Annotated in this window: 20 protein-coding genes and 4 tRNA genes; 16 read left to right on the top strand and 8 right to left on the bottom strand. The window is 56.3% G+C overall.

The genetic code is table 11. The annotated features are described in order from the left end of the window. The first annotated feature begins 50 nt into the window (after window positions 1-50). From wecB to IAE27_RS23655, 15 genes are all read left to right on the top strand, one after another. Entirely contained in the window at window positions 51-1,181 is a 1,131-nt protein-coding gene (gene wecB, locus IAE27_RS23725) for a non-hydrolyzing UDP-N-acetylglucosamine 2-epimerase (RefSeq protein ID WP_004107651.1), read from the top strand. Beyond that, complete coding sequence (wecC, locus tag IAE27_RS23720; protein ID WP_064343654.1) at window positions 1,178-2,440, top strand: UDP-N-acetyl-D-mannosamine dehydrogenase; 1,263 nt, start codon at window positions 1,178-1,180, stop codon at window positions 2,438-2,440. The genes wecB and wecC overlap by 4 nt, the downstream gene beginning before the upstream one ends. Then, the gene (rffG, locus tag IAE27_RS23715; RefSeq protein WP_135800651.1) at window positions 2,437-3,504 is read left to right on the top strand and encodes a dTDP-glucose 4,6-dehydratase; all 1,068 of its coding nucleotides are present in this window, start codon (window positions 2,437-2,439) and stop codon (window positions 3,502-3,504) included. Before wecC ends, rffG begins: the two co-directional genes overlap by 4 nt. Window positions 3,505-3,521: 17 nt before the next feature. Beyond that, window positions 3,522-4,403: a glucose-1-phosphate thymidylyltransferase RfbA gene (gene rfbA / locus IAE27_RS23710; RefSeq protein ID WP_004107659.1), complete on the top strand. Its 882-nt coding sequence runs from the start codon at window positions 3,522-3,524 to the stop codon at window positions 4,401-4,403. Next, on the top strand, window positions 4,381-5,055 hold the full coding sequence (gene rffC / locus IAE27_RS23705) for a dTDP-4-amino-4,6-dideoxy-D-galactose acyltransferase (protein ID WP_064398893.1): 675 nt from the start codon (window positions 4,381-4,383) through the stop codon (window positions 5,053-5,055). The genes rfbA and rffC overlap by 23 nt, the downstream gene beginning before the upstream one ends. A gap of 4 nt (window positions 5,056-5,059) precedes the next feature. Beyond that, window positions 5,060-6,190, top strand: a complete 1,131-nt coding sequence (rffA, locus tag IAE27_RS23700; RefSeq protein ID WP_004116980.1) for a dTDP-4-amino-4,6-dideoxygalactose transaminase — start codon at window positions 5,060-5,062, stop codon at window positions 6,188-6,190. Between the two features lies 1 nt (window position 6,191). Further along, window positions 6,192-7,442 carry a lipid III flippase WzxE gene (wzxE, locus tag IAE27_RS23695; RefSeq protein ID WP_016808210.1) on the top strand — a complete coding sequence of 417 codons (1,251 nt, stop codon included), beginning with the start codon at window positions 6,192-6,194 and terminating at the stop codon, window positions 7,440-7,442. After that, the gene (locus IAE27_RS23690; RefSeq protein ID WP_004107664.1) at window positions 7,439-8,518 is read left to right on the top strand and encodes a TDP-N-acetylfucosamine:lipid II N-acetylfucosaminyltransferase; all 1,080 of its coding nucleotides are present in this window, start codon (window positions 7,439-7,441) and stop codon (window positions 8,516-8,518) included. The genes wzxE and IAE27_RS23690 overlap by 4 nt, the downstream gene beginning before the upstream one ends. Then, window positions 8,515-9,861, top strand: a complete 1,347-nt coding sequence (wzyE, locus tag IAE27_RS23685) for an ECA oligosaccharide polymerase (RefSeq protein ID WP_004116984.1) — start codon at window positions 8,515-8,517, stop codon at window positions 9,859-9,861. Before IAE27_RS23690 ends, wzyE begins: the two co-directional genes overlap by 4 nt. Window positions 9,862-9,872: 11 nt before the next feature. After that, window positions 9,873-10,613, top strand: coding sequence for a lipopolysaccharide N-acetylmannosaminouronosyltransferase (wecG, locus tag IAE27_RS23680; protein ID WP_004116986.1), 741 nt, complete (start codon window positions 9,873-9,875; stop codon window positions 10,611-10,613). 231 nt (window positions 10,614-10,844) lie between these two features. Further along, on the top strand, window positions 10,845-12,227 hold the full coding sequence (gene thrP, locus IAE27_RS23675) for a bifunctional threonine/serine APC transporter ThrP (protein WP_004107670.1): 1,383 nt from the start codon (window positions 10,845-10,847) through the stop codon (window positions 12,225-12,227). Between the two features lie 105 nt (window positions 12,228-12,332). Further along, window positions 12,333-12,409: transfer RNA gene (locus IAE27_RS23670), tRNA-Arg, on the top strand. A 55-nt stretch (window positions 12,410-12,464) separates the two neighbouring features. Next, window positions 12,465-12,540: transfer RNA gene (locus IAE27_RS23665), tRNA-His, on the top strand. Window positions 12,541-12,562: 22 nt separating this feature from the next. Further along, window positions 12,563-12,649 (top strand) — tRNA-Leu (locus tag IAE27_RS23660). Between the two features lie 45 nt (window positions 12,650-12,694). Further along, window positions 12,695-12,771 (top strand) — tRNA-Pro (locus IAE27_RS23655). A gap of 581 nt (window positions 12,772-13,352) precedes the next feature. Here the strand turns inward: IAE27_RS23655 and hemY are convergent. The 4 genes from hemY to hemC are packed head-to-tail and all read right to left on the bottom strand — an operon-like array spanning window position 13,353 to window position 17,443. Further along, window positions 13,353-14,549, bottom strand: coding sequence for a protoheme IX biogenesis protein HemY (gene hemY / locus IAE27_RS23650; RefSeq protein WP_004107671.1), 1,197 nt, complete (start codon window positions 14,547-14,549; stop codon window positions 13,353-13,355). Between the two features lie 3 nt (window positions 14,550-14,552). Then, entirely contained in the window at window positions 14,553-15,743 is a 1,191-nt protein-coding gene (hemX, locus tag IAE27_RS23645; RefSeq protein WP_004107672.1) for a uroporphyrinogen-III C-methyltransferase, read from the bottom strand. A 21-nt stretch (window positions 15,744-15,764) separates the two neighbouring features. Continuing rightward, complete coding sequence (gene hemD, locus IAE27_RS23640) at window positions 15,765-16,505, bottom strand: uroporphyrinogen-III synthase (RefSeq protein WP_004107673.1); 741 nt, start codon at window positions 16,503-16,505, stop codon at window positions 15,765-15,767. Then, window positions 16,502-17,443: a hydroxymethylbilane synthase gene (hemC, locus tag IAE27_RS23635; protein ID WP_016808212.1), complete on the bottom strand. Its 942-nt coding sequence runs from the start codon at window positions 17,441-17,443 to the stop codon at window positions 16,502-16,504. Before hemC ends, hemD begins: the two co-directional genes overlap by 4 nt. A 346-nt stretch (window positions 17,444-17,789) precedes the next feature. Between hemC and cyaA the strand changes: the two genes are divergently transcribed. Beyond that, window positions 17,790-20,339, top strand: coding sequence for a class I adenylate cyclase (gene cyaA, locus IAE27_RS23630; protein ID WP_016808213.1), 2,550 nt, complete (start codon window positions 17,790-17,792; stop codon window positions 20,337-20,339). Window positions 20,340-20,495: 156 nt separating this feature from the next. Here the strand turns inward: cyaA and cyaY are convergent, their stop codons facing one another. The 4 genes from cyaY to IAE27_RS23610 all read right to left on the bottom strand — a co-directional run bounded on the left by cyaY (window position 20,496) and on the right by IAE27_RS23610 (window position 26,057). After that, the gene (gene cyaY / locus IAE27_RS23625; RefSeq protein ID WP_004107678.1) at window positions 20,496-20,816 is read right to left on the bottom strand and encodes an iron donor protein CyaY; all 321 of its coding nucleotides are present in this window, start codon (window positions 20,814-20,816) and stop codon (window positions 20,496-20,498) included. A gap of 44 nt (window positions 20,817-20,860) precedes the next feature. After that, window positions 20,861-22,444, bottom strand: a complete 1,584-nt coding sequence (locus IAE27_RS23620) for an MFS transporter (RefSeq protein ID WP_070555244.1) — start codon at window positions 22,442-22,444, stop codon at window positions 20,861-20,863. An 86-nt stretch (window positions 22,445-22,530) separates the two neighbouring features. Then, complete coding sequence (locus tag IAE27_RS23615) at window positions 22,531-24,207, bottom strand: MFS transporter (protein WP_154022976.1); 1,677 nt, start codon at window positions 24,205-24,207, stop codon at window positions 22,531-22,533. 203 nt (window positions 24,208-24,410) lie between these two features. Beyond that, window positions 24,411-26,057: an amidohydrolase gene (locus tag IAE27_RS23610; RefSeq protein ID WP_070555250.1), complete on the bottom strand. Its 1,647-nt coding sequence runs from the start codon at window positions 26,055-26,057 to the stop codon at window positions 24,411-24,413. Between the last annotated feature and the right edge of the window lie 92 nt (window positions 26,058-26,149).

The raw sequence follows: 26,149 nt of genomic DNA, 5'->3' as shown, positions 1-26,149 counted from the left end.
CCTGTGGTGAAGGACATCCAGCCTTCATCGCCTAATCGAAGAGAATCGATGTGAAAGTACTAACGGTATTTGGCACGAGACCAGAAGCCATCAAAATGGCGCCTCTGGTTCATGCGCTGGCAAGGGATCCTCATTTTGAGGCGAAAGTTTGCGTGACCGCGCAGCATCGGGAGATGCTCGATCAGGTGTTGAAACTTTTTTCTATTGTTCCGGACTACGACCTTAACATCATGCAGCCGGGTCAGGGGTTGACGGAGATTACCTGTCGCATCCTTGAGGGCTTAAAGCCAGTGCTGGAGTCGTTTAAGCCAGATGTGGTGCTGGTGCATGGCGATACCACCACGACGATGGCGGCAAGTCTTGCCGCTTTCTATCAGCGCATTCCGGTGGGGCATGTGGAAGCCGGACTGCGCACGGGCGATCTGAGCTCGCCGTGGCCGGAAGAGGGGAACCGCACGTTGACCGGGCATCTGGCAACGTACCATTTTGCGCCGACGGAAACCTCGCGGCAGAACCTGCTGCGGGAAAATATTGCCGATAATCGGATCACGATAACCGGCAATACGGTTATTGATGCGCTGTTTTGGGTGCGCGATCGGGTACTGAGCGATGAAGCGCTGCGTAACGAGCTGACTCAGCGTTATCCTTTTCTCGCCAACGGTAAGAAGATGATTCTGGTCACCGGGCATCGTCGGGAAAGCTTTGGCCGCGGTTTTGAGCAAATCTGTCACGCGCTGGCAGAGATCGCTGCCAATAACCCGGACGTACAGATTGTCTATCCGGTGCATCTGAACCCGAACGTCAGCGAACCGGTTAACCGTATTCTCGGCCACGTTGAGAACGTCATGCTTATTGAGCCGCAGGATTATCTGCCGTTCGTCTGGCTGATGAATCGCGCGTGGTTGATTCTGACCGATTCCGGCGGTATCCAGGAAGAGGCGCCATCGCTCGGCAAACCGGTGCTGGTAATGCGCGAAATGACCGAGCGTCCGGAAGCGGTCAGCGCGGGAACCGTATGCCTGGTGGGTACCGACAGCCAGCGCATCGTCAATGAAGTCACGCGCTTGCTGCATGATGAGTCCGCCTGGCAGGCCATGAGCCGGGCGCATAACCCGTACGGCGATGGACAAGCGTGTCATCGTATTTTGTCTGCACTTAAAAATAATCAGGTAACGCTATGAATTTTTCTACCATTTCAGTGATTGGCCTTGGATATATTGGCCTGCCAACCGCTGCCGCGTTCGCCTCCCGGCAAAAGCGGGTGGTCGGCGTTGATGTCAATCAACACGCCGTGGAGACCATTAACCGTGGTGAAATTCATATCGTGGAGCCGGATCTGGCGAGCGTCGTTAAAACGGCGGTCGAGCAGGGCTATCTGAGCGCCACCACCGCGCCAGTAGAAGCTGACGCCTATCTGATTGCGGTGCCGACGCCGTTTAAAGACCTGCACGAACCGGATATGGTTTTCGTCGAGTCGGCGGCTAAATCTATCGCGCCGACGCTGAAGAAAGGTTCGCTGGTTATCCTCGAGTCCACTTCGCCGGTAGGTTCAACCGAACAGATGGCGGACTGGCTGGCGGAAATGCGCCCCGATTTGAGCTTCCCACAGCAGGCTGGCGAAGCAGCGGACGTGAATATCGCCTACTGCCCGGAGCGCGTTTTGCCGGGTCAGGTCATGGTTGAGCTGATCAAAAACGATCGCGTGATCGGGGGTATGTCGCCGGTTTGCTCAGCCCGCGCCAGCGAGCTGTATAAAATTTTCCTCGAAGGCGAATGTGTGGTGACTAACTCTCGCACCGCCGAAATGTGCAAGCTGACAGAAAACAGCTTCCGCGACGTTAATATCGCTTTTGCCAATGAACTTTCGCTAATTTGCGCCGATCAGGGGATTAACGTCTGGGAACTGATTCGCCTGGCGAATCGTCATCCGCGCGTGAACATTCTCCAGCCCGGTCCGGGCGTTGGCGGCCACTGCATCGCGGTCGACCCGTGGTTTATCGTGGCGCAAAACCCGCAGCAGGCGCGGCTTATCCGTACCGCGCGTGAAGTTAACGACCATAAACCAGAGTGGGTGATCGATGAAGTTAAAGCGCGGGTCGCCGACTGTCTTGCCGCCAGCAACAAACGCGCCAGCGAGATAAAAATCGCCTGCTTTGGCCTGGCGTTTAAGCCGAATATTGATGATCTGCGCGAAAGCCCGGCCATGGCCATTGCCGCACAAATCGCCCGCTGGCACGGCGGCGAAACCCTGGTTGTTGAGCCGAATATCCACCAGTTGCCGAAGAAGCTTGATGGCTTGTGCGCACTGGCATCGCTCGACGAAGCGCTGGCGAGCGCCGATGTGCTGGTGATGCTGGTCGATCATAAAGAATTTAAAGCGATTAGCGGGGATAGCGTCAGCCAGCAGTTTATCGTCGATACCAAAGGGGTATGGCGGTGAGAACGATTCTGGTCACCGGCGGCGCCGGTTTTATCGGTTCTGCGGTGGTGCGTGAAATCATCACTGCAACCAGCGATAACGTGGTGGTGGTTGATAAGCTGACCTACGCGGGGAATCTGATGTCGCTGGCGCCTGTCGCCGGGGATCCGCGTTTTGCTTTTGAACAGGTGGATATCTGCGATCGCGCTGAACTGGACCGGGTATTTCGCCACTATCAGCCCGATACGGTGATGCATCTGGCCGCTGAAAGCCACGTTGACCGCTCTATTGACGGCCCGGCGGCGTTTATCGAAACCAACATTGTCGGTACCTGGACGCTGCTGGAAGCGGCCAGGGCCTGGTGGAATACGCTGGCGAACGATAAAAAATCCGCCTTTCGTTTCCACCACATCTCAACGGATGAGGTCTATGGCGATCTGCACGACAGCGGCGCGTTTTTTATCGAAACCACGCCCTATGCGCCCAGCAGCCCCTATTCGGCGTCGAAAGCCAGCAGCGATCATCTGGTGCGCGCCTGGAAGAGAACCTATGGCCTGCCGACGCTGGTCACAAACTGCTCGAATAACTACGGACCGTATCATTTCCCGGAAAAACTGATCCCGCTGACTATCCTGAACGCGCTGGCGGGTAAACCGCTGCCGGTTTATGGCAACGGGCAGCAGATCCGCGACTGGCTGTACGTTGAAGATCACGCCAGGGCGCTCTATCGGGTGGCAACGAGCGGTGAGCCGGGCGAAACTTACAATATCGGCGGCCATAACGAGCGGAAAAATATCGAGGTAGTGGAAACCATTTGCGATCTGCTGGAAGAGCTGGCGCCGCGCAAACCGGCAGGCCTTGCGCGCTATCGCGATCTGATCACCTTTGTTGCCGATCGTCCCGGGCACGACCTGCGCTACGCTATTGATGCGGCGAAAATAGCGCGTGAACTGGGCTGGACGCCGGCCGAAACGTTCACCAGCGGGATGCGCAAAACCGTTGCGTGGTACCTGGCTAATGAAACCTGGTGGCAGCAGGTGCTGGACGGCAGCTATCAGGGTGAACGCCTGGGGCTGCAAGCCTGAGCGCTTGAGGGGGTAAAATGAAAGGTATTATTCTGGCAGGCGGATCGGGTACCCGCCTGCATCCGATCACGCGCGGCGTCTCAAAACAGCTGCTACCCATCTACGATAAGCCGATGATCTACTATCCGCTCTCGGTGCTGATGCTGGCCGGGATTCGCGAAGTGCTGATCATTACCACTCCGGACGACCAGCGCGATTTCCAGCGCCTGCTTGGCGATGGTTCGGAGTTCGGCGTTCAGCTCAGCTACGCCGCGCAGCCAAGCCCGGACGGGCTGGCGCAGGCCTTTATCATCGGCGAGGCGTTCCTCAACGGTGAGCCCTCATGCCTGGTGCTCGGCGATAATATCTTTTTCGGCCAGGGCTTTAGCCCGAAGCTCCGTAGCGTCGCGTCCCGCACTTCCGGGGCGACGGTGTTTGGTTATCAGGTGATGGACCCGGAACGCTTTGGTGTGGTGGAATTTGATGACGATTTCCGCGCGATTTCGCTGGAGGAGAAGCCAAAGCAGCCCAAATCCAACTGGGCGGTAACCGGCCTCTATTTCTACGACGGTAAAGTCGCGGAATACGCAAAACGGGTTAAACCCTCGGCGCGCGGCGAGCTGGAGATCACCTCCATCAATCAAATGTATCTCGACGATGGCGCGCTAACGGTTGAGCTGCTGGGCCGCGGTTTTGCCTGGCTCGATACCGGCACGCACGATAGCCTGATCGAAGCCAGCATGTTTGTGCAAACGGTGGAAAAGCGTCAGGGTTTCAAGATTGCCTGCCTGGAAGAGATCGCCTGGCGCAACGGCTGGCTGGACGACGACGGCGTGAAGCGCGCGGCGAAAAGGCTGGAAAAAACCGGCTACGGTCAATACTTACTGGATTTACTCCGTGCCCGCCCGCGCCAGTATTGAGTCCCTGGAGTGGGAGAACCGCTTCTTCGGCGTCAATAGCGCTATCCTGCGCTTTGGCGATGATGCGCCGCCGCTGACGGTGGACGCGCTGGCGAACTGGTCGCGGGTGCAGGCGAAAGTTGCGGCGGATGATACCGCACGCCTGGATGCGCTGCAGGCATTGGGCTTCCGACTGGTGGAGGGCGAGGTCGATCTCGCGCTTTCGCCAGCCGCTTATGGTGATAGTGGTGCCGAGTCGGCGACCGAGGCGGATATTCCCCGGCTGCGTGAACTGGCCGCGCTGGCCTTTGCGCAGAGCCGTTTTCGCGCGCCCTGGTACGCAGCCGATGCCAGCGGCCGTTTCTATGCCCAGTGGATTGAAAATGCGGTGCGCGGCACCTTCGATCATCAGTGTCTGGTGTTTCGCGCCCCTGGCGGCGATATCCGCGCGTTTGTCTCCCTGCGCCAGCTCAGCGCGCACGAGGCAAGGATTGGCCTGCTGGCCGGACGCGGAGCCGGAGCGGAATTAATGCAGGCAGCTCAGGGCTGGACCGCGCTGCGCGGGCTGAAGACACTGCGGGTGGCGACCCAGATGGGCAACACCGCCGCGCTTAAACGTTACATTCTTAGCGGTGCGAATGTCGAAAGCACCGCGTACTGGTTATACAGGTGACATGATGATTCCATTTAACGCGCCGCCGGTGGTGGGAACCGAGCTTGATTATATGCAGTCCGCGATGGGAAGCGGCAAGTTGTGCGGCGATGGCGGTTTTACCCGCCGCTGCCAGCAGTGGATGGAGCAGCGCTTCGGTACTGCCAAAGCCCTGCTGACGCCGTCCTGCACCGCTTCGCTGGAAATGGCGGCGCTGCTGCTGGATATCCAGCCGGGCGATGAAGTGATTATGCCGAGCTATACCTTCGTCTCCACCGCCAACGCCTTTGTGCTGCGTGGCGCAAAAATCGTCTTCGTTGATATTCGTCGCGACACCATGAATATTGATGAAACGCTGATTGAAGCGGCGATCACCGACAAAACCCGCGCGATTGTGCCGGTCCACTACGCCGGCGTGGCCTGCGAAATGGACACCATTATGGCTATCGCCAGCAAACATAATCTGTTTGTCGTGGAAGATGCCGCTCAGGGCGTGATGTCGACCTATAAAGGCCGGGCGCTCGGTACTATCGGCCATATTGGCTGCTTCAGCTTCCATGAAACCAAAAACTACACCGCGGGCGGTGAAGGCGGCGCGACGCTGATTAACGATCGCAAGCTGGTAGAGCGCGCGGAGATCATTCGAGAAAAAGGCACCAACCGCAGCCAGTTTTTCCGTGGTCTGGTGGATAAATACACCTGGCGTGATATCGGCTCCAGCTACCTGATGTCCGATTTACAGGCGGCCTACCTGTGGGCGCAGCTGGAAGCGGCGGAGCGAATTAACCAGCAGCGCCTGGCGCTGTGGCAGAACTACTACGAGGCCCTGCTGCCGCTGGCGCGCGCCGGGCGTATCGATCTGCCGATCGTGCCTGCCGACTGCGGGCACAATGCGCATATGTTCTACATCAAGCTGCGCGATATTGACGATCGCAGTAAGCTGATTGCCTGGCTGAAAGAGGCGGAGATTCTGGCCGTGTTCCACTATATTCCGCTGCATAGCTGCCCGGCCGGGGAGAACTTCGGCGTGTTCCACGGGACGGATCGCTTCACGACTCAGGAGAGCGAACGCCTGCTGCGTTTGCCGTTATTCTACAACCTGTCGAGCGTAAATCAGCGCACGGTGATTAACTCGCTGCTGAGCTATTTCTCCTGATATGTCGCTGGCTAAAGCTTCTCTGTGGACTGCAGCGTCCACGCTGGTCAAAATCGGCGCCGGTCTGCTGGTGGTTAAACTGCTGGCGGTGTCGTTCGGCCCGGCAGGCGTGGGGCAGGCGGGCAACTTCCGCCAGCTGGTGACCGTGCTTGGCGTGCTGGCGGGGGCCGGAATCTTTAACGGCGTCACGAAGCTGGTAGCCCAGTATCATGACGATCGCCGGCAGTTGCATAACGTCGTCGGCACCGCTTCAGCGATGGTGCTGGGGTTCTCCACCCTGCTGGCGCTGATATTCCTGCTGGCGGCGGCGCCGATAAGCCAGGGTCTGTTCGGTCATCAGCATTATCAGAATCTGGTACGGCTGGTGGCGCTGGTACAGATGGGCATTGCCTGGGCGAACTTCCTGTTAGCGCTGATGAAGGGGTTTCGCGATGCGGCGGGCAATGCGCTGTCGCTTATCGCCGGGAGCCTGATTGGCGTAGCGGCGTACTATGCCTGCTACCGTTTCGGCGGCTATCAGGGCGCATTGCTGGGACTGGCGCTGGTACCTGCGCTGGTGGTCGTGCCGGCGGCTATCGTACTGTGGCGACGCGGCAATATTCCGCTGAGCGCGCTGCGTCCGCGCTGGGACAACGGCCTCGCAGGGCAGCTGTCGAAATTTACCCTAATGGCGCTGATTACTTCGGTGACGCTGCCGGTAGCCTACGTGATGATGCGTAACCTGCTGGCGGCCCACTATGGCTGGGACGCGGTGGGGATCTGGCAGGGGGTAAGCAGCATCTCCGATGCCTATTTACAGTTTATTACCGCATCATTTAGCGTTTATCTGTTACCGACATTGTCCCGCTTGACGGCGAAAGCGGATATCACCCGTGAGATTGGCAAATCGTTAAAATTTGTTCTCCCGGCGGTAGCAGCAGCCAGCCTGACCGTATGGCTGCTGCGCGATTTCGCTATCTGGCTGCTGTTTTCCGACCGCTTTACGGCAATGCGCGATCTGTTTGCCTGGCAGCTGGTGGGCGATGTGTTGAAGGTCGGAGCATATGTTTATGGCTATCTGGTGATCGCCAAAGCCTCGCTGCGTTTTTATATTCTGACGGAAATCAGCCAGTTCACGCTGTTGACCGCATTCTCGCACTGGCTTATACCGGCGCACGGCGCAATCGGCGCGGCGCAGGCGTATATGGCTACTTATATTGTTTATTTCGCCCTCTGTAGCGGCGTGTTTTTACTTTGGCGTAAACGGGCATGACAGCACTGATACATGTACTGGGATCGGATATCCCGCACCACAACCAGACCGTTCTGCGGTTCTTTAATGATGAGCTGGCCGTCAATGACGAGCAGGCTCGCCTGTTTATGGTCGTCGGTGATGCGACAGGAATTCGCGAAGCGTACCCCGCGCTCTCCATCAGCTGCTATCCGGGGAAGAAGTCGCTGGCAAAGGCGGTTATCGCGCTGGCAAAGGCGAACCGGCAGCAGCGCTTTTTCTTTCACGGCCAGTTTAATACCGGCCTGTGGCTGGCGCTGCTCAGCGGGGGGATCCGCCCGGCGCAGTTTAACTGGCACATCTGGGGCGCGGATCTGTATGAGAATTCCGCCAGCCTGAAGTTTCGCTTGTTTTATCCGCTGCGGCGCCTGGCGCAGGGGCGGGTAGGGCGCGTCTTTGCGACCCGCGGCGATCTCAGTTGGTTCGCCGCCCGGCATTCGGGCGTGCCGGGCGAACTGCTCTATTTCCCGACCCGCATGGATCCGGCGCTGAACTCGCTTGCTGAAAGCGCGCCGCGCGGCGAGACGCTGACTATCCTGGTGGGGAATTCCGGCGACCGCAGCAACGAGCATATCGCCGCGCTGCGCGCGATTCATCAGCAGTTTGGCGATACGGTCAACGTTGTCGTGCCGATGGGTTATCCGGCCAATAATAGCGACTACATCAATGAAGTTCGCGCGGCCGGCGCGGCGCTGTTCAGCCCGCCGCATCTTCAGGTACTGGGCGATAAGCTGGCGTTTGATGACTATCTGGCCCTGCTGCGCCGCTGCGATCTTGGCTACTTCCTGTTTGCCCGCCAGCAGGGGATCGGCACGCTGTGTCTGCTGATTCAGGCGGGGATCCCCTGCGTGCTGAACCGGGAGAATCCCTTCTGGCAGGATATGTCGGAGCAGCATATTCCGGTACTCTTTACCAGCGATACGCTGGACGCGGCCGTGGTGCGTGAAGCGCAGCGCCAGCTGGCCGGCGTGGATAAGAATCAGATTGCCTTTTTCCGTCCTAATTACCTGACGGGCTGGCGACGGGCGTTGCGGATTGCCGCGGGGGTGGATGCATGACATTAATGCAATTTAGCGGACTGCTGCTGGTTTGGCTGCTGTCGACGCTTTTTATCGCCACCGCCACCTGGTTTGAATTTCGTCGGGTGCGCTTCAACTTCAACGTCTTTTTCTCGCTGCTGTTTCTGCTGACCTTTTTCTTTGGCTTTCCGCTGACCAGTATTCTGGTGTTTCGCTTCGACGTGGCGGTCGCCCCGCCGGAAATTCTGTTGCAAACTCTGCTGGTTTCCGTCTGTTTTTATGCGGTTTACTACGTGACTTATAAAACGCGGCTACGCTCGGCGGCGCAGAGCCATCAGCATCGTCCGCTGTTTACGATGAACCGCGTGGAGACCCATCTGGCCTGGGGAATTTTGCTGGGACTGGCGCTGCTCTGCGTCGGGATCTTCTTTGCGCATAACGGCTTTCTGTTATTCAAGCTCAACTCCTATAGCCAGATCTTCTCCAGCGAAGTTTCCGGCGTGGCGCTAAAGCGTTTCTTCTACTTTTTCATTCCGGCAATGCTGGTGGTCTATTTTCTGCGTCAGGATTATAAAGCGTGGATATTCTTCCTCGTCAGCACCGTCGCATTTGGTCTGCTGACTTACGCCATCGTTGGCGGGACCCGGGCGAATATCATCATTGCGTTTGCCATCTTCCTGTTTATTGGCATCATTCGCGGCTGGATAAGCCTGTGGATGCTGGCGGCGGCGGGCGTACTGGGCATCGTCGGCATGTTCTGGCTGGCGCTCAAACGCTACGGAATGAACGTCAGCGGCGATGAAGCGTTTTATACTTTCCTCTATCTGACCCGCGATACCTTCTCGCCGTGGGAGAACCTGGCTCTGCTGCTGCAAAATTACGACAAGATTGAGTTTCAGGGCCTGGCGCCAATCGTCCGCGATTTCTATGTTTTTATCCCCAGCTGGTTGTGGCACGGTCGACCGACAATGGTGCTCAATACCGCGAACTATTTCACCTGGGAAGTGCTGAATAATCATTCTGGCCTGGCGATTTCGCCAACCCTGATTGGCTCGCTGGTGGTGATGGGGGGCGTCTGGTTCGTGCCGCTGGGCGCGGTAGCGGTTGGGCTGATTATTAAATGGTTTGACTGGCTGTACGAGCTTGGCAACCGGGAAACGAACCGCTATAAAGCGGCGATCCTGCACAGTTTCTGTTTTGGCGCTATCTTCAACATGATCGTGCTGGCGCGTGAAGGGCTGGATTCCTTTGGCTCTCGCGTGGTTTTTTTCCTCGTTATCTTTGGGATCTGCCTACTGGCGGCGAAACTGCTGTACTGGTTTCTCGATAGCGTCGGGCTGATTCATAAGCGGGCTAAACCGCTGACGCAACCTCAAGTCTGATAAGGGTGTACATGACTGAGACTACATCCGCGCCGTTGTACCTGCTGAGAGGGTTGCAACTCATTGGTTGGCGCGATATGCAACATGCTCTGGACTATCTGTATGCCGATGGCGAGATCCGTACGGGTACGCTGGTGGCGATTAATGCAGAGAAGATGCTGGCGGTAGAGGATAACCCCGAAGTTCGGGCGCTGATCGAAGCCGCAGAGTTTAAATATGCTGACGGCATCAGCGTGGTGCGCTCATTACGTAAAAAATACCCTCAGGCGCAGGTATCGCGCGTCGCCGGGGCTGATTTATGGGAAGCGCTGATGGCGCGCGCTGGCGCTCAGGGAACGGCGGTATTTCTGATCGGCGGTAAGCCCGAAGTGCTGGCGCAGACGGAACAGCAGCTTCGTCAGCGCTGGAACGTAAACATCGTCGGCAGCCAGGACGGCTATTTCGCTGCTGACCAGCGTCAGGCGCTGTTTGAACGTATTCGCGATAGCGGGGCGAAGATCGTCACCGTGGCGATGGGGTCGCCGCGTCAGGAGATCCTGATGCGCGATTGCCGGGAAGTTTATCCGCAGGCGCTTTATATGGGCGTAGGCGGAACCTACGATGTCTTTACCGGCCATGTTCAGCGAGCGCCGAAGTTCTGGCAGGACCTGGGGCTGGAGTGGTTTTATCGCCTGGTTTCGCAGCCGAGCCGAATAAAAAGGCAGGCGCGTCTGCTGCGCTATTTACGCTGGTATTATACCGATAAGCTTTGATATTCCACTGCGAGCGGGCGGGTTTACCTGGATATTCTGTGTAATGTCTTCACTCGCCTGATACTTTATTTGCCATTTCCCTCAAATTCATTAACCATTCGCATGCTTAAAACGCGACGGTCAGGTTTACCGTCGCGCAGGCAGGGCTATTCGTTCATAAAAATAACCGGCATAAGCCCATCTCGCCTGGGATGCGCTTAAATCCGGAGCAGGGCAAACACAAGAGGCTATATGACTGAGAAAAAAGCGGAACTTCAGCGGGGACTGGAGGCGCGGCACATTGAGCTAATCGCCCTTGGCGGCACGATTGGCGTGGGACTATTTATGGGGGCGGCAAGTACGCTGAAGTGGGCCGGACCTTCGGTTCTGCTGGCGTATATTATCGCGGGGCTCTTCGTCTTCTTTATTATGCGTTCGATGGGCGAAATGCTGTTCCTCGAACCGGTTACCGGCTCGTTCGCTGTTTATGCGCACCGCTATATGAGCCCGTTTTTTGGCTATCTGACCGCCTGGTCCTACTGGTTTATGTGGATGGCGGTCGGGATATCGGAGATTACGGCGATCGGGGTCTATGTCCAGTTCTGGTTCCCGGAGATGGCGCAGTGGATACCGGCGCTTATCGCGGTTGGGCTGGTCGCGCTGGCGAATCTGGCGGCGGTACGTCTGTACGGCGAAATTGAATTCTGGTTTGCCATGATTAAAGTGACCACCATTATTGTCATGATCGTGGTGGGGCTGGGCGTCATCTTCTTTGGCTTTGGCAACGGCGGACACTCCATTGGCTTTAGCAATCTGACCGAGCACGGCGGTTTCTTTGCCGGCGGCTGGAAGGGCTTTCTGACGGCGCTATGCATCGTGGTCGCTTCCTATCAGGGCGTCGAGCTTATCGGGATCACCGCCGGTGAAGCGAAAAATCCGCAGGTCACTCTGCGTAGCGCGGTCGGCAAAGTGCTGTGGCGAATCCTGATTTTCTATGTCGGGGCGATTTTTGTGATCGTCACTATTTTCCCGTGGGATCAGATAGGCTCCAACGGCAGTCCGTTCGTGCTGACCTTTGCCAAAATCGGTATCACCGCAGCGGCAGGGATTATCAACTTTGTGGTGCTGACGGCGGCGCTTTCCGGTTGTAACAGCGGAATGTATAGCTGTGGACGGATGCTCTACGCGCTGGCAAAGAATCGCCAGCTGCCTGCGGCCATCGCCAGAGTTTCGCGCAACGGCGTGCCGTCGGCGGGCGTGGCGCTGTCGATCCTGATTCTGCTGGTCGGTTCGTGCCTGAACTACATTATTCCTAATCCACAGCGGGTATTTGTTTACGTCTACAGCGCCAGCGTGCTGCCGGGAATGGTGCCATGGTTCGTAATTCTGATTAGCCAGCTACGTTTTCGTCTGGTACATAAAGAAGCGATGGCCAGCCATCCTTTCCGCTCGCTGCTATTCCCGTGGGCAAACTATTTAACCATGGCGTTCCTGGTTTGCGTGCTGATAGGGATGGGATTTAACGACGATACGCGTATGTCGCTCTTTGTCGGAATTATTTTCCTCGCCGCCGTGACGCTTATTTATAAGGTATTTGGCCTTGGTCGACGCGGAAATGTTGATAATGTGGCGTAATAAGCAACAAAACGCACAAAGCATGAGCAAACGATAATTTTCTTTTAAAAGGCACTAGACAGCGGGGTAGGAAGTCCGTATTATCCGACCCCGCAACGGCGCTAAGCGCCCGTAGCTCAGCTGGATAGAGCGCTGCCCTCCGGAGGCAGAGGTCTCAGGTTCGAATCCTGTCGGGCGCACCATTTACCCGGTGCTGGAGCTGCGGTGGTTTCAATACCGCGTAAAAGATTTGCAGTGGTGGCTATAGCTCAGTTGGTAGAGCCCTGGATTGTGATTCCAGTTGTCGTGGGTTCGAATCCCATTAGCCACCCCATTATTTAGAAAGTTGTGAAATTGCGAAGGTGGCGGAATTGGTAGACGCGCTAGCTTCAGGTGTTAGTGTTCTTACGGACGTGGGGGTTCAAGTCCCCCCCCTCGCACCACGACTTTATAAAGAATTGAACTAAAAATTCAAAAAAGCAGTACATCGGCGAGTAGCGCAGCTTGGTAGCGCAACTGGTTTGGGACCAGTGGGTCGGAGGTTCGAATCCTCTCTCGCCGACCAATTTTGAACCCCGCTTCGGCGGGGTTTTTTGTTTTCTGATTCTGCAAAAAATCGTTTATCTCCCTGATATCGCAAACAATATTTCATTAACCCTGACGTCATTTATTATCCAGAATTGTCCCAATTCTTAGTTCAGATAGATGCATCTTCTCCAGATCCTGTGCGATAATAATCGGGTAGATGCTCATTCCATCTCTTATGTTCGCCTTAGTGCCTCATAAACTCAGGAATGATGCAGAGCCGTTTTACGGTGCTTATCGTCCACTGACAGATGTCGCATTTTATATGCTAAATCATTCATATGTGTCGAGACGGCCAGCACGGGAATCCCCAGGAGCTTACAAAGGTAAGTGACTGGAGTGAGCGTGTGCAGCTAACGAAGAGACAGCGTGAAGGATGAAGCATATAGCCTCATCAAACACCATGGACACTACGTTGAGTGAAGCACCCAATTTGTTGTCAAACAGACCTGTTTTAACGCCTGCCCTGGTTTCAGAGCAGGCGTTTTTTTCTTTTCGGAGCGGGAAACGTTCAGGCGGGAGAGGAAGTGATTCTCGCCCCCGGCGGAGGCGAGAGTGACATTACTGCTGCGGATTGTTTTGCAGGGTTAACAGCAGGCCGTCGCGACGCATCGTCGCCGCTTCTTCCGGCTGATGCAGGCGGTCAAGAGTATCCGCAAGCCATGCGTAGTCAAACGCATCCGGGCGCTGCTTGAGGGCTGCGCGGAACGCGATGCTGGCCTCCTGCCACTCACCGTGGCGCATCAGCGATTGCCCCAGCGTACTCCACAGCAGCGGACGATCGCCGACCGTTTTAAGCTGCTGACGCAGCACTTTTTCCAGCTGCTCAGGGTTATTGGTTTTCAGCCGCGGAATCGGCATAACCAGACGGTCGTCATAGTGCTTTTTCAGACCTTCGATAATAATCTGCTGCGCGGTATCATGATCGTCGCTTTCGATAAGACGATTCGCCATCGCCACCTGTAGCGCCACCTGGCTGCGGGTTTTACGGCTCTGGCTTTTCCACCAGTCGCGCAAACCTTCGCTGCCGCCGTCGGCCAGCGTTTTATCCATCAGACCAATCCACGCCAGCTGTTCCAGCTCAGCGCGATGCTCTTCATCGCTGACGTTGGCTTTCGCCATTGACGGAATGATATCCAGCAGCGAATTCCAGGCGCCGGTACGGATGTAGGCCTGCTCGGCAAGGCGCAGAACCTCCGGATGACGCGGCGTGATCTCCAGCAGTCTATCGATACCGTGGCGTGCGGCATGGTTTTCATTACGCGCCAGCTGCAGACGTACGCGGGTTATTTCGACAGGGATCAGATCGTCACCGGCTAATTCAGCAGCGCGCTCCAGATGTTGGTTAGCGCGAGCTTCATCTCCACGCTGCTGGGCGGCTTCCGCTGCCAGCAGGTAGTTCACAACGGGCTGTTCAGCGTGATCGGCATTTTTCGCCATCAGCTTCTCAACCTGCTGGTAATCACCTTCCGCCAGCTTCAGCAGCGCCTGCTCTGTTTGCTTACGGGCGCGACGACGCTTACGGCCAACGAACCAGCCGCGGGTGTGCGCGCCGGTGCGGAAAATCCGCCGCAGTAGCCACTCAATGGCAAACAGTACCACCATGGTGAGGATCAGGATGATCGCAAGCCCGGTCACGCTGGTTTCAATATTGTAGTTATCGGTCTGGATTAGCACGTAGCCCTGATGACCCGCGATCATCGGCCCGACCACAATCCCGGCAAGCAGCAGCGCGAAGAGTAAGAGAATTTTCAACATGCGTTACTCTCCTTGTGGCGCAGGCGTTGGCGCGTGGGCTGCAGGTGCAGGGGCAGGTGCCGGCGCGCTGGTCTGGGGTTCAGCCGGCTGCGCCATCAGATTACGCACTCGCGTCTGCATTAGTTTCTCAAGCAGCGCCTGGCTTTGCAGGTTTTCCGGTACGTTCATGGTGATGCTTTGCTGGCTGAGCTTATCCACATCCTCAAGGAAGGCTTTGGTGGTGGCGTCTTCCGTGTCGTAGTAAGCGCGAACCCAGGTCGAGACGTTATCCAGAGCCTGTTTGTAGGTTTCTTCCTGATGGCGAGGGACGGCCTGCGCTGCGACCAGCAGACGGGAGCGAATATTTTCGCGCAGGTAGACGTCCTGGTTCGGCGCCAGCAGCGGCACGGCGGTTTCATCACGGCGGCGAACGGTAATAAAGCTGTCCATAAAGTTCTGCCAGCTTTTTTGCAGGTTTACACGCCATTCGGTAATGGAGCTGGATAGCTCATCGCTATCGGAATCCATCGGCGTGTCGTCATCGTTGTTGTCCGCCAGACGGAGATTATCGATCTGGTTGGCGAGCTGGTTCACCTTCAGAATGATGCCGTCGTAGTCGACCTGACTCACGGCAGAAAGCGAGGCAATATCGTCGGTAATGGCGCGACGCGCGGCGATCAGGCTCGGATCGTTCATATCGGCGAGGCTGGCGTCGGCGCTTTTCAGCAGCGCGGCAGCGGTCGTTACGTCCTGATCGCTCCACAGCTTACGTCCGGCCAGTTTCACGAGGAAATCCGCCTGCGCGAGCAGCCAGGTTTTTGCGTCGCTGCCGGAAATAACCGCAACCTTCTCCTGAACTTCTTCCAGCTTCTTCGCCAGAGCCTCCTGCTGACGCTGCGCTTCCGTCAACTGGTCGGCCTGCTGCTTAATAATGCCTTCGAGTTCGCTTTTTTGGCTTTCCTGGGCTTTTTGCAGCGCGGCGATCTGGCTGGATAGCCCGGCGCTGGCTTCGCTCTGGCGGGTTGCCTGGGTCTTCGTCAGGCCATAAAGACCTATGCCAGCGGCGAGGGCGATAGCAATAGCTATTGCGCTCAGCGCGAGGCTGGTTTTACTGCCGCCGTTTTTCTTTTCTACGTTATTTTCTGGCTGTGACGTCGTGTCCACGGCCTCCCTGGTCTCTTCAACCACGGCGGATTGATTCTGTTGTTCCGTCATTATGGCTTCCAATGTTGAGAGTTATTGTAATGCGCGTAGCAGCGCATCGTTGTCGGCGCTATCGGCAACCTGGATATCCTGCCAGCCCAATTCTCTGGCCTGCTCGGCCAGACGTTCACTGACAACTAAAATGCGACAGCTCAGGAGCCAACGTTCGCGATACCACTGTGGTATCAGCGTCCAGAGCTGCTGCAGCATCTCGCCGCTGGTAATGACCAGCGTTGAAATACCGCGAGACTGCCAGCGCATTGCTTCTTCTGCGCCATCATAGTGCCTTGCACTACGTTGATAACATTCACAAAAAGTGACATCAGCACCGCGTTCGCGAAGCGTGTCACCGAGTAATTCCCGCCCGCCGTTACCGCGCAGGATGAGCGCTCTTTTCCCCGCAATGTTTTGTAATTCAGGTAATTGTAGCAAGACTTCGCTGATTTCCCGATCTAACGGATAGCGAACATGACGATTGCTGACTTTATGCAGGGCCAGCGCGGTGGTGCGGCCAATGGCAAAATAGTCAGGCGCCGAAGGCCAGCGCAGCCTTTGCTGCTGGAGGCGAGAGTGGGCAAACTCAACGGCGTGCTGGGACAGTGCGAAGAGCAAATCGCCAGCCGCGAGGTTTTCCAGCTGGCCGCCCAGCTCAGGAAGCTGACGTCCAGGGGTAAATTCAATGAGCGGAAAGCTCCAGGCCACGCGCCCCAGCGCGCGCAGGCGGCTGACTAACTCTTCGCCTTGCGGCAGCGGACGGGTGACCAGGATACTCATTGTGGACCTTCTCCTGCATAGACGACGGCAAGAATGTCACGTGCGCCGTTATTCAGAAGCTCTTCGGCGAGAGAAACGCCGAGCGTTTCTGCTTCTTCCGCACGGCCGCGCCGCTCGCCGCGCACCATTTGTGAGCCATCCGGCGCGCCAACCAGCGCGCGCAGCCATAGCTCACCGTCGATCAGTTCGGCATAGCTGCCGATCGGCACCTGACAGCCGCCTTCTAGCCGGGTGTTCATCGCCCGTTCAGCGCGTACGCGTATGGCCGTTTCCGTATGATTTAACGGGGCCAGTAGCGCTTTGGTCCATTCGTCGTCAAGGCGACACTCGATGCCGACCGCGCCCTGGCCAACGGCGGGCAGCGATTGCTCCGGCGATAGCGGTTGACGAATACGCGCCTCCAGGTTCAGGCGTTTAAGCCCTGCGGCGGCAAGAATAATGGCGTCATACTCGCCGCTATCAAGCTTGCCCAGACGCGTGCCTACGTTGCCGCGCAGGGAGCGGATCGTGAGATCCGGCCGCGCTGCGGCCAGCTGACACTGACGGCGTAAACTTGACGTGCCAACGATGCTGCCGTGCGGCAGTTCATCAATGGAAGCGTAGTGGTTTGAGACAAACGCATCGCGCGGATCTTCACGCTCGCAGATGGTCACCAGCCCAAGCCCTGCGGGAAACTCCACCGGTACGTCTTTCATCGAATGGACGGCGATGTCGGCGCGGCCTTCCAGCATTGCCAGCTCTAACTCTTTCACAAACAGACCCTTACCGCCCACTTTTGCAAGGGGCGTATCAAGGATCACGTCGCCGCGGGTGACCATAGGCACCAGTTCAACGGAAAGCCCCGGGTGGCAGGACTCCAGACGCTCTTTCACATAATGTGCCTGCCATAGCGCAAGCGGGCTTTGCCGTGTGGCAATTCTCAAAACTTTGTCTAACATGCTTGTTACCGTCATTGTCGACCACTAACCATCCTAACATTGTTGTCTTAGGGATGTTAGTTTTGTGGGGTTAAGGGTCGCGGCCATCTTTTTAGCCTTTCATGCGTTTGCGGGTTGCCGCAAACGTAGTGAAGAATTTACACGTAGTAAAGGGTGCTACACTTGTATGTAGCGCATCTTTCTTTACGGTCAATCAGCAAGGTGTTAGATTGATCACGTTTTAAACCATTTGTCAGTCAGCAGTTCACCACAACCACACCGACGACGAATGGTGACGGTTTTTGTTGAAATACTGAAACTCTCCGTACTATTGTACGTCGGGTTTTTGAACATCAGGCGATATGTCTTGTACCTCTATATTGAGACACTGAAACAGAGACTGGATGCCATCAACCAATTGCGCGTGGATCGCGCCCTTGCTGCCATGGGACCCGCTTTCCAGCAGGTTTACAGTCTACTGCCGACATTACTACATTATCATCATCCGCTGATGCCGGGTTACCTTGACGGTAACGTTCCCCGTGGCATTTGCCTCTACACGCCTGATGAAACCCAACGTCACTATCTTGATGAGCTCGAGCTCAACCGTGGCATGCTGGCCAAGGAGCCGCCGAAAGGCGAGCTGCCGATCACCGGCCTTTACTCTATGGGCAGCACATCTTCCGTCGGCCAAAGCTGTTCGTCTGACCTGGATATCTGGGTTTGCCACCAGTCCTGGCTTGACACTGAAGAGCGTCAGCTGCTGCAGCGTAAATGTAGCCTGCTGGAGAGCTGGGCGGCATCGCTGGGCGTCGAGGTCAGCTTCTTCCTGATCGACGAAAACCGCTTCCGTCATAACGAAAGCGGCAGCCTGGGCGGCGAAGACTGCGGCTCCACCCAGCATATCCTGCTGCTGGATGAGTTTTACCGTACCGCGGTGCGCCTTGCCGGCAAACGTATTCTGTGGAATATGGTGCCGTGCGATGAAGAAGAGCATTACGACGATTACGTCATGAGCCTCTACGCGCAGGGCGTACTGACGCCGAATGAATGGCTGGATCTCGGCGGCCTGAGTTCTCTGTCGGCCGAAGAGTACTTCGGCGCCAGCCTCTGGCAACTGTATAAAAGCATCGACTCGCCCTATAAGGCCGTGCTGAAAACGCTGCTGCTGGAAGCGTACTCCTGGGAGTACCCCAATAACCGCCTGCTGGCGAAAGATATCAAACAGCGTCTGCATGACGGTGAAATCGTTTCGTTTGGCCTCGATCCTTACTGCATGATGCTGGAGCGCGTGACGCTCTATCTGCAGGCCATCGAAGATGAAACGCGCCTCGATCTGGTGCGTCGATGTTTCTATTTAAAAGTCTGCGAGAAGCTGAGCCGCGAGCGCGCCTGCGTCGGCTGGCGTCGCGAAGTCGTCAGTCACCTGGTGAAAGAGTGGGGCTGGGATGAAAAGCGTCTGATGATGCTCGACAACCGGGCCAACTGGAAGATCGACGAAGTCCGTAAAGCGCACAACGAACTGCTTGATGCGATGATGCAGAGCTATCGCAACCTGATTCGTTTTGCGCGCCGCAATAACCTGAGCGTTTCCGCCAGCCCGCAGGATATTGGCGTGCTGACGCGTAAGCTGTACGCCGCCTTTGAAGCGCTGCCGGGGAAAGTCACCCTGGTAAACCCGCAAATTTCACCGGATCTGTCTGAGCCGAATCTGACCTTTATCCACGTGCCGCCGGGCCGCGCCAACCGCACCGGTTGGTATGTCTATAACCGGGCGCCGGACATGGAATCGATCATCAGCCATCAGCCGCTGGAATATAACCGTTATCTTAATAAGCTGGTGGCCTGGGCCTGGTTTAACGGCCTGTTGACGTCACGTACGCGCCTGTTTATTAAGGGCAACGGCATTGTCGATCTGGCGAAGCTGCAGGAGATGGTGGCCGATGTGGCGCATCACTTCCCGCTGCGTCTGCCTTCTCCGACGCCGAAAGCGCTGTACAGTCCGTGCGAAATCCGCCATCTGGCGATTATCGTCAACCTGGAATATGACCCGACGGCGGCCTTCCGCAATCAGGTGGTGCATTTTGACTTCCGCAAGCTGGATGTTTTCAGCTTCGGCGAAGAGCAAAAGTGCCTGATTGGCAGCATCGACCTGCTGTACCGCAACTCGTGGAACGAGGTGCGTACGCTGCACTTTAACGGCGAGCAGGCGATGATCGAAGCGCTGAAAACCATTCTTGGCAAGATGCACCAGGACGCCGCGCCGCCGGATAGCGTGGAGGTTTTCTGCTATAGCCAGCATCTGCGCGGTCTGATCCGCACTCGCGTACAGCAGCTGGTGTCTGAATGCGTTGAGCTGCGTCTTTCCAGCACCCGTCAGGATACCGGCCGCTTTAAAGCGCTACGCGTTTCCGGGCAGACCTGGGGGTTGTTCTTCGAGCGTCTTAACGTTTCGGTTCAGAAACTGGAAAACGCCATCGAATTCTATGGCGCGATTTCCCATAACAAATTGCACGGGCTGTCGGTGCAGGTGGAAACTAACCACGTCAGGCTGCCGCAGGTAGTGGACGGCTTTGCCAGCGAAGGGATTATTCAGTTCTTCTTCGAAGATGCGGATAACGATAACGGTTTTAACATCTATATCCTCGATGAGAGCAACCGCGCCGAGGTGTATCACCACTGCGAAGGTAGCAAAGAGGAGCTGGTGCGCGACGTCAGCCGCTTCTACTCTTCATCCCATGATCGTTTTACCTACGGTTCCAGCTTTATCAACTTTAACCTGCCGCAGTTTTATCAAATCGTCGACGTTGATGGTCGCGAGCAGGTGATTCCGTTCCGCAGCCAGGTGATTGCCGCTGCCACCGCTTCAGCCGGTCAGGATGCTGCTTCATCGCCAATGCTACAGCACTACTCCTGAGCCTGAACTGCGGGCCTTGAGGGTGTGATAGGTTTGAAATCTTCTACGGGTGGACTTGCCGGGGGCGCTGCGCTTGCCCGTGCTACAGGGCGATAGGGATTTTTGTAACCCGGATAAGGCGTTAGCCGCAATCCGGGGAATTCGTATCACGCTCTCTTAGCGAAAACTCACCGCTTCACCGGCCTGCATGGTCGCCGCCTGTTCCAGCAGATCCCAGAAGGTTTCGCCGCTGCGGTCGCATACCCACTCGTCGCCTTTTAAGTCGAAATGGTAGCCGCCTTGTTTCGTTGCCAGCCACACCTGGTGTAGCGGTTCCTGACGGTTGATAATAATCTTGCTGCCGTTTTCAAAACTGATAGTCAGTACGCCGCCGTTGATTTCACAGTCGATATCGCTGTCGCCGTCCCAGTCGTCAAGGCGTTCTTCGATGGTCATCCACAGGGTATCGGCCAGGCGATGGAATTCACTGTCGTTCATGGTTCTTTCCCGCTTTTTTGATAGTGGCGGCAGTATAGCGCAAACTACGACGACTTCGGCAGATGGCGGAGGCGGATAAGCAGCATAGACGTTGCGATCGCCATCGCCAGAAGCCCATAGCGCGCGCTCTGCATCCTGCTCAGTTGATAATGTTGGAGAAGGCTATAAATATCGGCAGGCGCCAGGTTTTGTGTCTGGATGAGCTGACGGAAGGTACGATCGCTAGTCCAGGGGATAAACGTGAGATGGCTGATGATTTGTCTCGCGAGCGGGGTAATTGCCAGGTCGTGCTGTACCTGATATTTCATCAGGAAGGTCAGTACCGTGAGCATAACAGTACTGATCAACGCCATTCCTAAAGCTTGTCCGATATCGCGCGACGCGGCCTGAACGCCGCCGGACTGTTCAGCATGCCGACTCCCTGCGCCAGTGGTGACCAGCATCGGAGCGTTGGCTGCAATAGTGCCCATTCCTGCGCCGATCAAACAAAGCCCTGATGCCATCATGATCGGAGTAAAACCCGTTACATGGAGCGCCCCTGCGGCTACCAGAGCGCCGGCGATTCCCGCTGTCAGCCCCATTTGGCACTGACGGCGAGGATTTCGCTGCTGAATAAACAGCGGCAGGCCAAGCGAACAGGCGGCGAGGCATATCGCAAAAGGGAGTATCAGCAGCCCTGTTTCCATCGCTGAGACGTTTTTGACAATCTGTGCAAAACTCACCACGGTGAAAATAGCTGAACTGTACGCAAAAAAGATCCAACCGGTGAGATAGAGCCCGTGCCGCACCAGGCGAGTTTTCAGGAAAACAGCGGGGAGCAAAGCGTTGCCGGTGGTGGCTTCAAAATGACGTTCCCAGCGCAGCATCATCAGCAGCACCATCAGGCCGCAGAGGATGACGAAAGGGGCGGGGCTCAGGCCGAGAACGCTTACTGCCGGGTCGAAGGGCATAACTAGTCCCCAGATCGGGATGCGCAGAATACCGAAAATCGTCAGGAACAGACCCAGAGTGCCTAACAGGAAACCTGGGGTATCGAAGGTAATAGCTGCACGATTATTTTTTGATGCCGGGATGATGGTTGAGCAGAGCAGGATAAGTAGCGCCAGCAGGCCAAGCGAGGCAAATGCGATGCGCCAGCCGACGTGGTCCAGCAAATATCCGCATAAAATCGGCCCACAGGCGAAAGAAATGCCGCTGGAGGCGCCCAGCGCGCCAAATGCGGCAACCCGCCGTCGCTGTTGATATAGTGCAGAGATCAGGCCAAAAACGGCGGGTATCATCAGGCTTCCGCCAACCCCAGCGGTCAGACGAGCCCCCCACGTAAAGAGCGTTATCGATGGCGAAAAATAGGCGCAGGCTTCGGCGAGGATAAATATCATGCATCCAATGCGAAACAGCATCCGCCAACCCCAGATACACCCCAGCATTCCCCCCGCCACCATAAACGTGCCTGCAATCAGCGGGTACATCGTATTTGCCGTACTGACCTGCCCAAGCGTGGCGTGCAGATCATTCATTAGCGCCTGCGTGGCGATGCTTAACGTCACATTGTCGGCAGAAGCCAGAAACTGTGCGCAACATAAGACAATCAAAGGTAACCAGCTTGTTGATGTAGGGTTGTTGGTCACAGATTGTTCCTTCTTGATAGAAACGACAAAACGCGCCCTTCCTTGCAAAAGGGGCGCGTTGATATTAGTTATTTTTAGCGTTTAATTTAGATTTTCGACTTCCTGGCACGCGGCTCTTCTCCTGTAGCGTCAGCGGAACCTTTGGCGCGGACAGGGAGATTACGTGTCCCGAATAAAAATAGCAGCGTCATAACTGCAGTAGCGATCATACCCGCTCGCGTGGCTTTCAGACGGGCAGTTTTATACACCCGGCTTAGTTCGGATACATCCTTCTTATTGACCCCTTGATCCAGCATGAGCTTTGAGAAGCCGGTATCGCTGAGATAAGGGATAACGGAAATATTTGCCACCTTCTGCTGCGTATCCAGGCTCAGCGAAGCGTCTTTACTTGCCATATTCTGCACCGTCATGGTGATTGCCGTTAGCATCACCATGCCGCAGACCGCTACGCCGATTGCCTGGCCGACGTTACGCGACGTTGCCTGGACGCCGCCGGACTGTTGCGCATCTCGCGCCGGCAGGGCGCTGGTGACAATATAGCTGGAGTAGGCGGAAACAATGCCCATACTGACGCCAATCAGACACATCCCTACCGGCACGATTGCGCTGAAATCGGACGGGCCGAAGCCAAAGATGCACAAAACTGAACCCAGCGTGCCGATTAACAACGCGCTTTGGCACATCCGTTTCGGATTCGCATTTTTCCAGACGATCGGCAGCCCCAGAGAAAAGACCACGACGCCCAGCGCAAACGGCAGAATGAGCAAGCCGGTTTCAATACCGTTCAGTCCGGCGACAACCTGCACGAAACTCACGGTCACAAAAATACCGGAACCGTAGGCGAGGAAGATAAATGCCGTCAGATAGAGGCCGTTACGCACCTGCGGCGTAGCGAGGAACGACAACGGGATTAGCGCGCTGCCTGTAGTGGCTTCGCGATGGCGTTCCCACTTTAGCATAATCGCCAGGACGATCAGGCCAAACAGCACCAGGAACGGCGCCGGGCTGAGGCCCATCACGGTGAATGGCGCGTTGAACGGCGTGAACAGGCCCCAGCTTGAGACTTTCAGGAAGCCGAGGATTACGCTGAACAGGCCGATAACGGTCAGGATGACGCCCGGCAGATCGAACACCACTTTGCGTTCTGGTTTTGCCGGCGTAGGTACCAGGAAAGAGCCGCAGAAGATCACGATGCACAGGCCGGCGATAGCGGCAAAGGCCGCGCGCCAGCCGAGGTGGTCAACCAGCAGACCGCAAATCAGCGGACCTGCGGCAAAAGAGACCCCGCTTGCCGCGCCGATAGCGCCAAAGGCGATCGCCTGCTGCCCGCCTTTATAGTTACTGGCGATAAGCCCCAGCACCGAAGGGATCATAAAGCTCCCGCCAATACCGGAAAGCAGGCGGGCGCCGTAGGTGAAGACCAGCATGTTTGGTGAAAAATAGGCCGTCAGCTCGGCGAGGAATAGCAGCGCGCAGCCGATACGGAACGTTTTCTTCCAGCCTACGATCAGCCCGGCCATCCCGGCAGCAACCATCAGAGAACCCGCGGCCAGCGAGTACATCGCGTTGGCAATGCTGATGAGATCCATTGACGCGTGCAGGTCTTTGACCAGTGCACCGGTAGCGATACTCAACGTTGCATTATCGCCGGATGTTGAGAGCTGCGCGAGGCACAGTACCAGCAGCGGCAACCATTTCATTGCCGTTTCGGCGGATGCATTGTGCGACATGCCCGCAGAGTTAATTACTGAATTTGTCGTCATGATAGTGTTCTGTGGTTAATTTCAGGCATCTACACATCATCCTTCAAGCTGCCCCTGCGTTGGCTGCCTGCGTTCATTCCAGTCACTTACTGTAGTAAGCGCCAGGGGATTCTCTTAGTTGCCGCATTGATGCAACTTGAATGATTTTGTGCAATAGCTATCCGCCCGACGACGACGCCGGGTGGATAATGTTCGCAACAGGATTACTGGATTTGCTGTTTCTTACCGCCCAGCACGGTGCCCCATACCTTCACATCTTTGAGCTGAATCGGCTCAATGGTCTGAGGATCGTCTTCCAGAACGGTAAAGTCGGCGTATTTACCGCACTCAATGCTGCCGATCAGATGGTCCATTTTCATGGTCCATGCTGCGCCCAGAGTCATCGCGTACAGCGCTTGATCGACGGTAATCTTCTCCGCTTCGCCCAGTACACGTCCGGAAGCCGTCAGGCGGTTAACCGCGCACCATCCGGTGAACAGCGGGTTGATGGGGGTGATACCGCAATCGCTGTGGAAGGCGAAAGGTATACCGTGGCGTACCGCGCTGCCGCAGGCGTCCATACGCATCGCGCGCTCCGGGCCCATGGTTTTGCTGTAGTGTTGATCGCCCCAGTAATAGACGTGATTGCTGAAAAAGTTCACGCCCATCCCCATCGCTTTGATGCGTTTGAACTGATCTTCACGCAGCATCTGCGCGTGCTGCATCACCGCGCGGTGGTTAACCGCCGGAATACGATTCAGGGTTTTCTCGACGGCTTTAATGAACGCTTCCGAGGCCTCATCGCCGTTACAGTGGCAGTGAACCTGGTAGCCGCGGGACATAATGTCGTAGACCTGCTGTTCCACCTCTTCCGGCGTAGCGTTCCACGCGCCGTTGTGGCCATCCAGATAATAGAAGGGCTCCAGCATCCGTCCTGAACCGCCCTGGATAGAACCATCGAGGAAGATTTTCATCGGGCCGAAGTGCATTTTTTCGTGCCCGTGACGCATGACGTCCGGGGCAAAATCCAGCGCTTCCTGGAAGGGTTTTTTCACGAAAGGAGGGCCGTAGGCCACCAGCAGACGAATCGGAAAGTCCGCTTCACGGGTCATGCGGATGTAGTTGGTCATCAGCTCGGGATTGCTGAAATCGGTCAGACCCATATCAGCAGCGCTGGTGCAGCCTGCACGAAATGCTTCCTGACCGAAATTAGCAATGGCGATTTCGGTGGTGAGTTCGTCCCAGAAACCATATTTATTCAGGATTGGCCCCATTGCGGCGAATTCTACCAGTTCACCGTGCAGCGTACCGTCCTGATTTTTCACCACACCTTCAATCTGGCAGTCGTCAAATATTCCGCAGTCGTGCAGCGCGGCGGTATTCGCGCCCATCAGGTGGATGCTCATATGGATAACGGCGACCGGACGGGTGGTTGAGACGCGGTCCAGATGTTCGCGGCCCAGCTTTTCGCTGCCGAAATAGATAGGATCGACACCCCATGCGATCAGCGGGGCATGCGGATCGGTCATCTCGCGTTCAACGGCCTGTAGGGCGCTGACGACATCATCAAAAGAGCGGCAGCCTTTCCAGACCTTACCGGTATGGTCCGGGCGGTCGTAGTAACCGACATACGGGAACTGCCACATGCCGCCCCCGGTGACGTGCGAATGGGCTTCAATCAGGCCGGGCATTAATACTTTGTCGGCAAAGGTATTATCCAGCTGGTATTCGCCAAAGCCGGTGAGTTCCTCAAGGGTGCCGGTGCCTAAAATACGATCTCCGCGTACCGCAACATGGGTGGTTTCCGGGCGGTTTGGACACATCGTAATGATTTTTTTAGCGGCAAAAATCGTGATTTCTGATGCTGACATAGTAGGCTCAATCATTCTGGGTTCAGAGAGTGATGAAAGACGTTGCTTTCATCATGAGTATTAATACATCTATGCTAATTGCCGCATTGGAT

It is taken from the genome of Klebsiella sp. S69 (assembly GCF_016516145.1).
In the GTDB taxonomy this organism is placed as follows: Bacteria; Pseudomonadota; Gammaproteobacteria; order Enterobacterales; family Enterobacteriaceae; genus Klebsiella; species Klebsiella oxytoca.
This window is presented reverse-complemented; position numbering and strand designations above follow the sequence as displayed.

Coding starts and splice junctions, on each gene's coding strand:
- IAE27_RS23615 (WP_154022976.1), bottom strand. CDS start 24,207: ATGACGACAAATTCAGTAATTAACTCTGCGGGCATGTCGCACAATGCA.
- hemD (WP_004107673.1), bottom strand. CDS start 16,505: ATGAGTATCCTGGTCACCCGTCCGCTGCCGCAAGGCGAAGAGTTAGTC.
- rfbA (WP_004107659.1), top strand. CDS start 3,522: ATGAAAGGTATTATTCTGGCAGGCGGATCGGGTACCCGCCTGCATCCG.
- wzxE (WP_016808210.1), top strand. CDS start 6,192: ATGTCGCTGGCTAAAGCTTCTCTGTGGACTGCAGCGTCCACGCTGGTC.
- IAE27_RS23690 (WP_004107664.1), top strand. CDS start 7,439: ATGACAGCACTGATACATGTACTGGGATCGGATATCCCGCACCACAAC.
- wzyE (WP_004116984.1), top strand. CDS start 8,515: ATGACATTAATGCAATTTAGCGGACTGCTGCTGGTTTGGCTGCTGTCG.
- IAE27_RS23610 (WP_070555250.1), bottom strand. CDS start 26,057: ATGTCAGCATCAGAAATCACGATTTTTGCCGCTAAAAAAATCATTACG.
- rffA (WP_004116980.1), top strand. CDS start 5,060: ATGATTCCATTTAACGCGCCGCCGGTGGTGGGAACCGAGCTTGATTAT.
- hemC (WP_016808212.1), bottom strand. CDS start 17,443: ATGTTAGACAAAGTTTTGAGAATTGCCACACGGCAAAGCCCGCTTGCG.
- thrP (WP_004107670.1), top strand. CDS start 10,845: ATGACTGAGAAAAAAGCGGAACTTCAGCGGGGACTGGAGGCGCGGCAC.
- hemY (WP_004107671.1), bottom strand. CDS start 14,549: ATGTTGAAAATTCTCTTACTCTTCGCGCTGCTGCTTGCCGGGATTGTG.
- cyaY (WP_004107678.1), bottom strand. CDS start 20,816: ATGAACGACAGTGAATTCCATCGCCTGGCCGATACCCTGTGGATGACC.
- wecG (WP_004116986.1), top strand. CDS start 9,873: ATGACTGAGACTACATCCGCGCCGTTGTACCTGCTGAGAGGGTTGCAA.
- wecC (WP_064343654.1), top strand. CDS start 1,178: ATGAATTTTTCTACCATTTCAGTGATTGGCCTTGGATATATTGGCCTG.
- hemX (WP_004107672.1), bottom strand. CDS start 15,743: ATGACGGAACAACAGAATCAATCCGCCGTGGTTGAAGAGACCAGGGAG.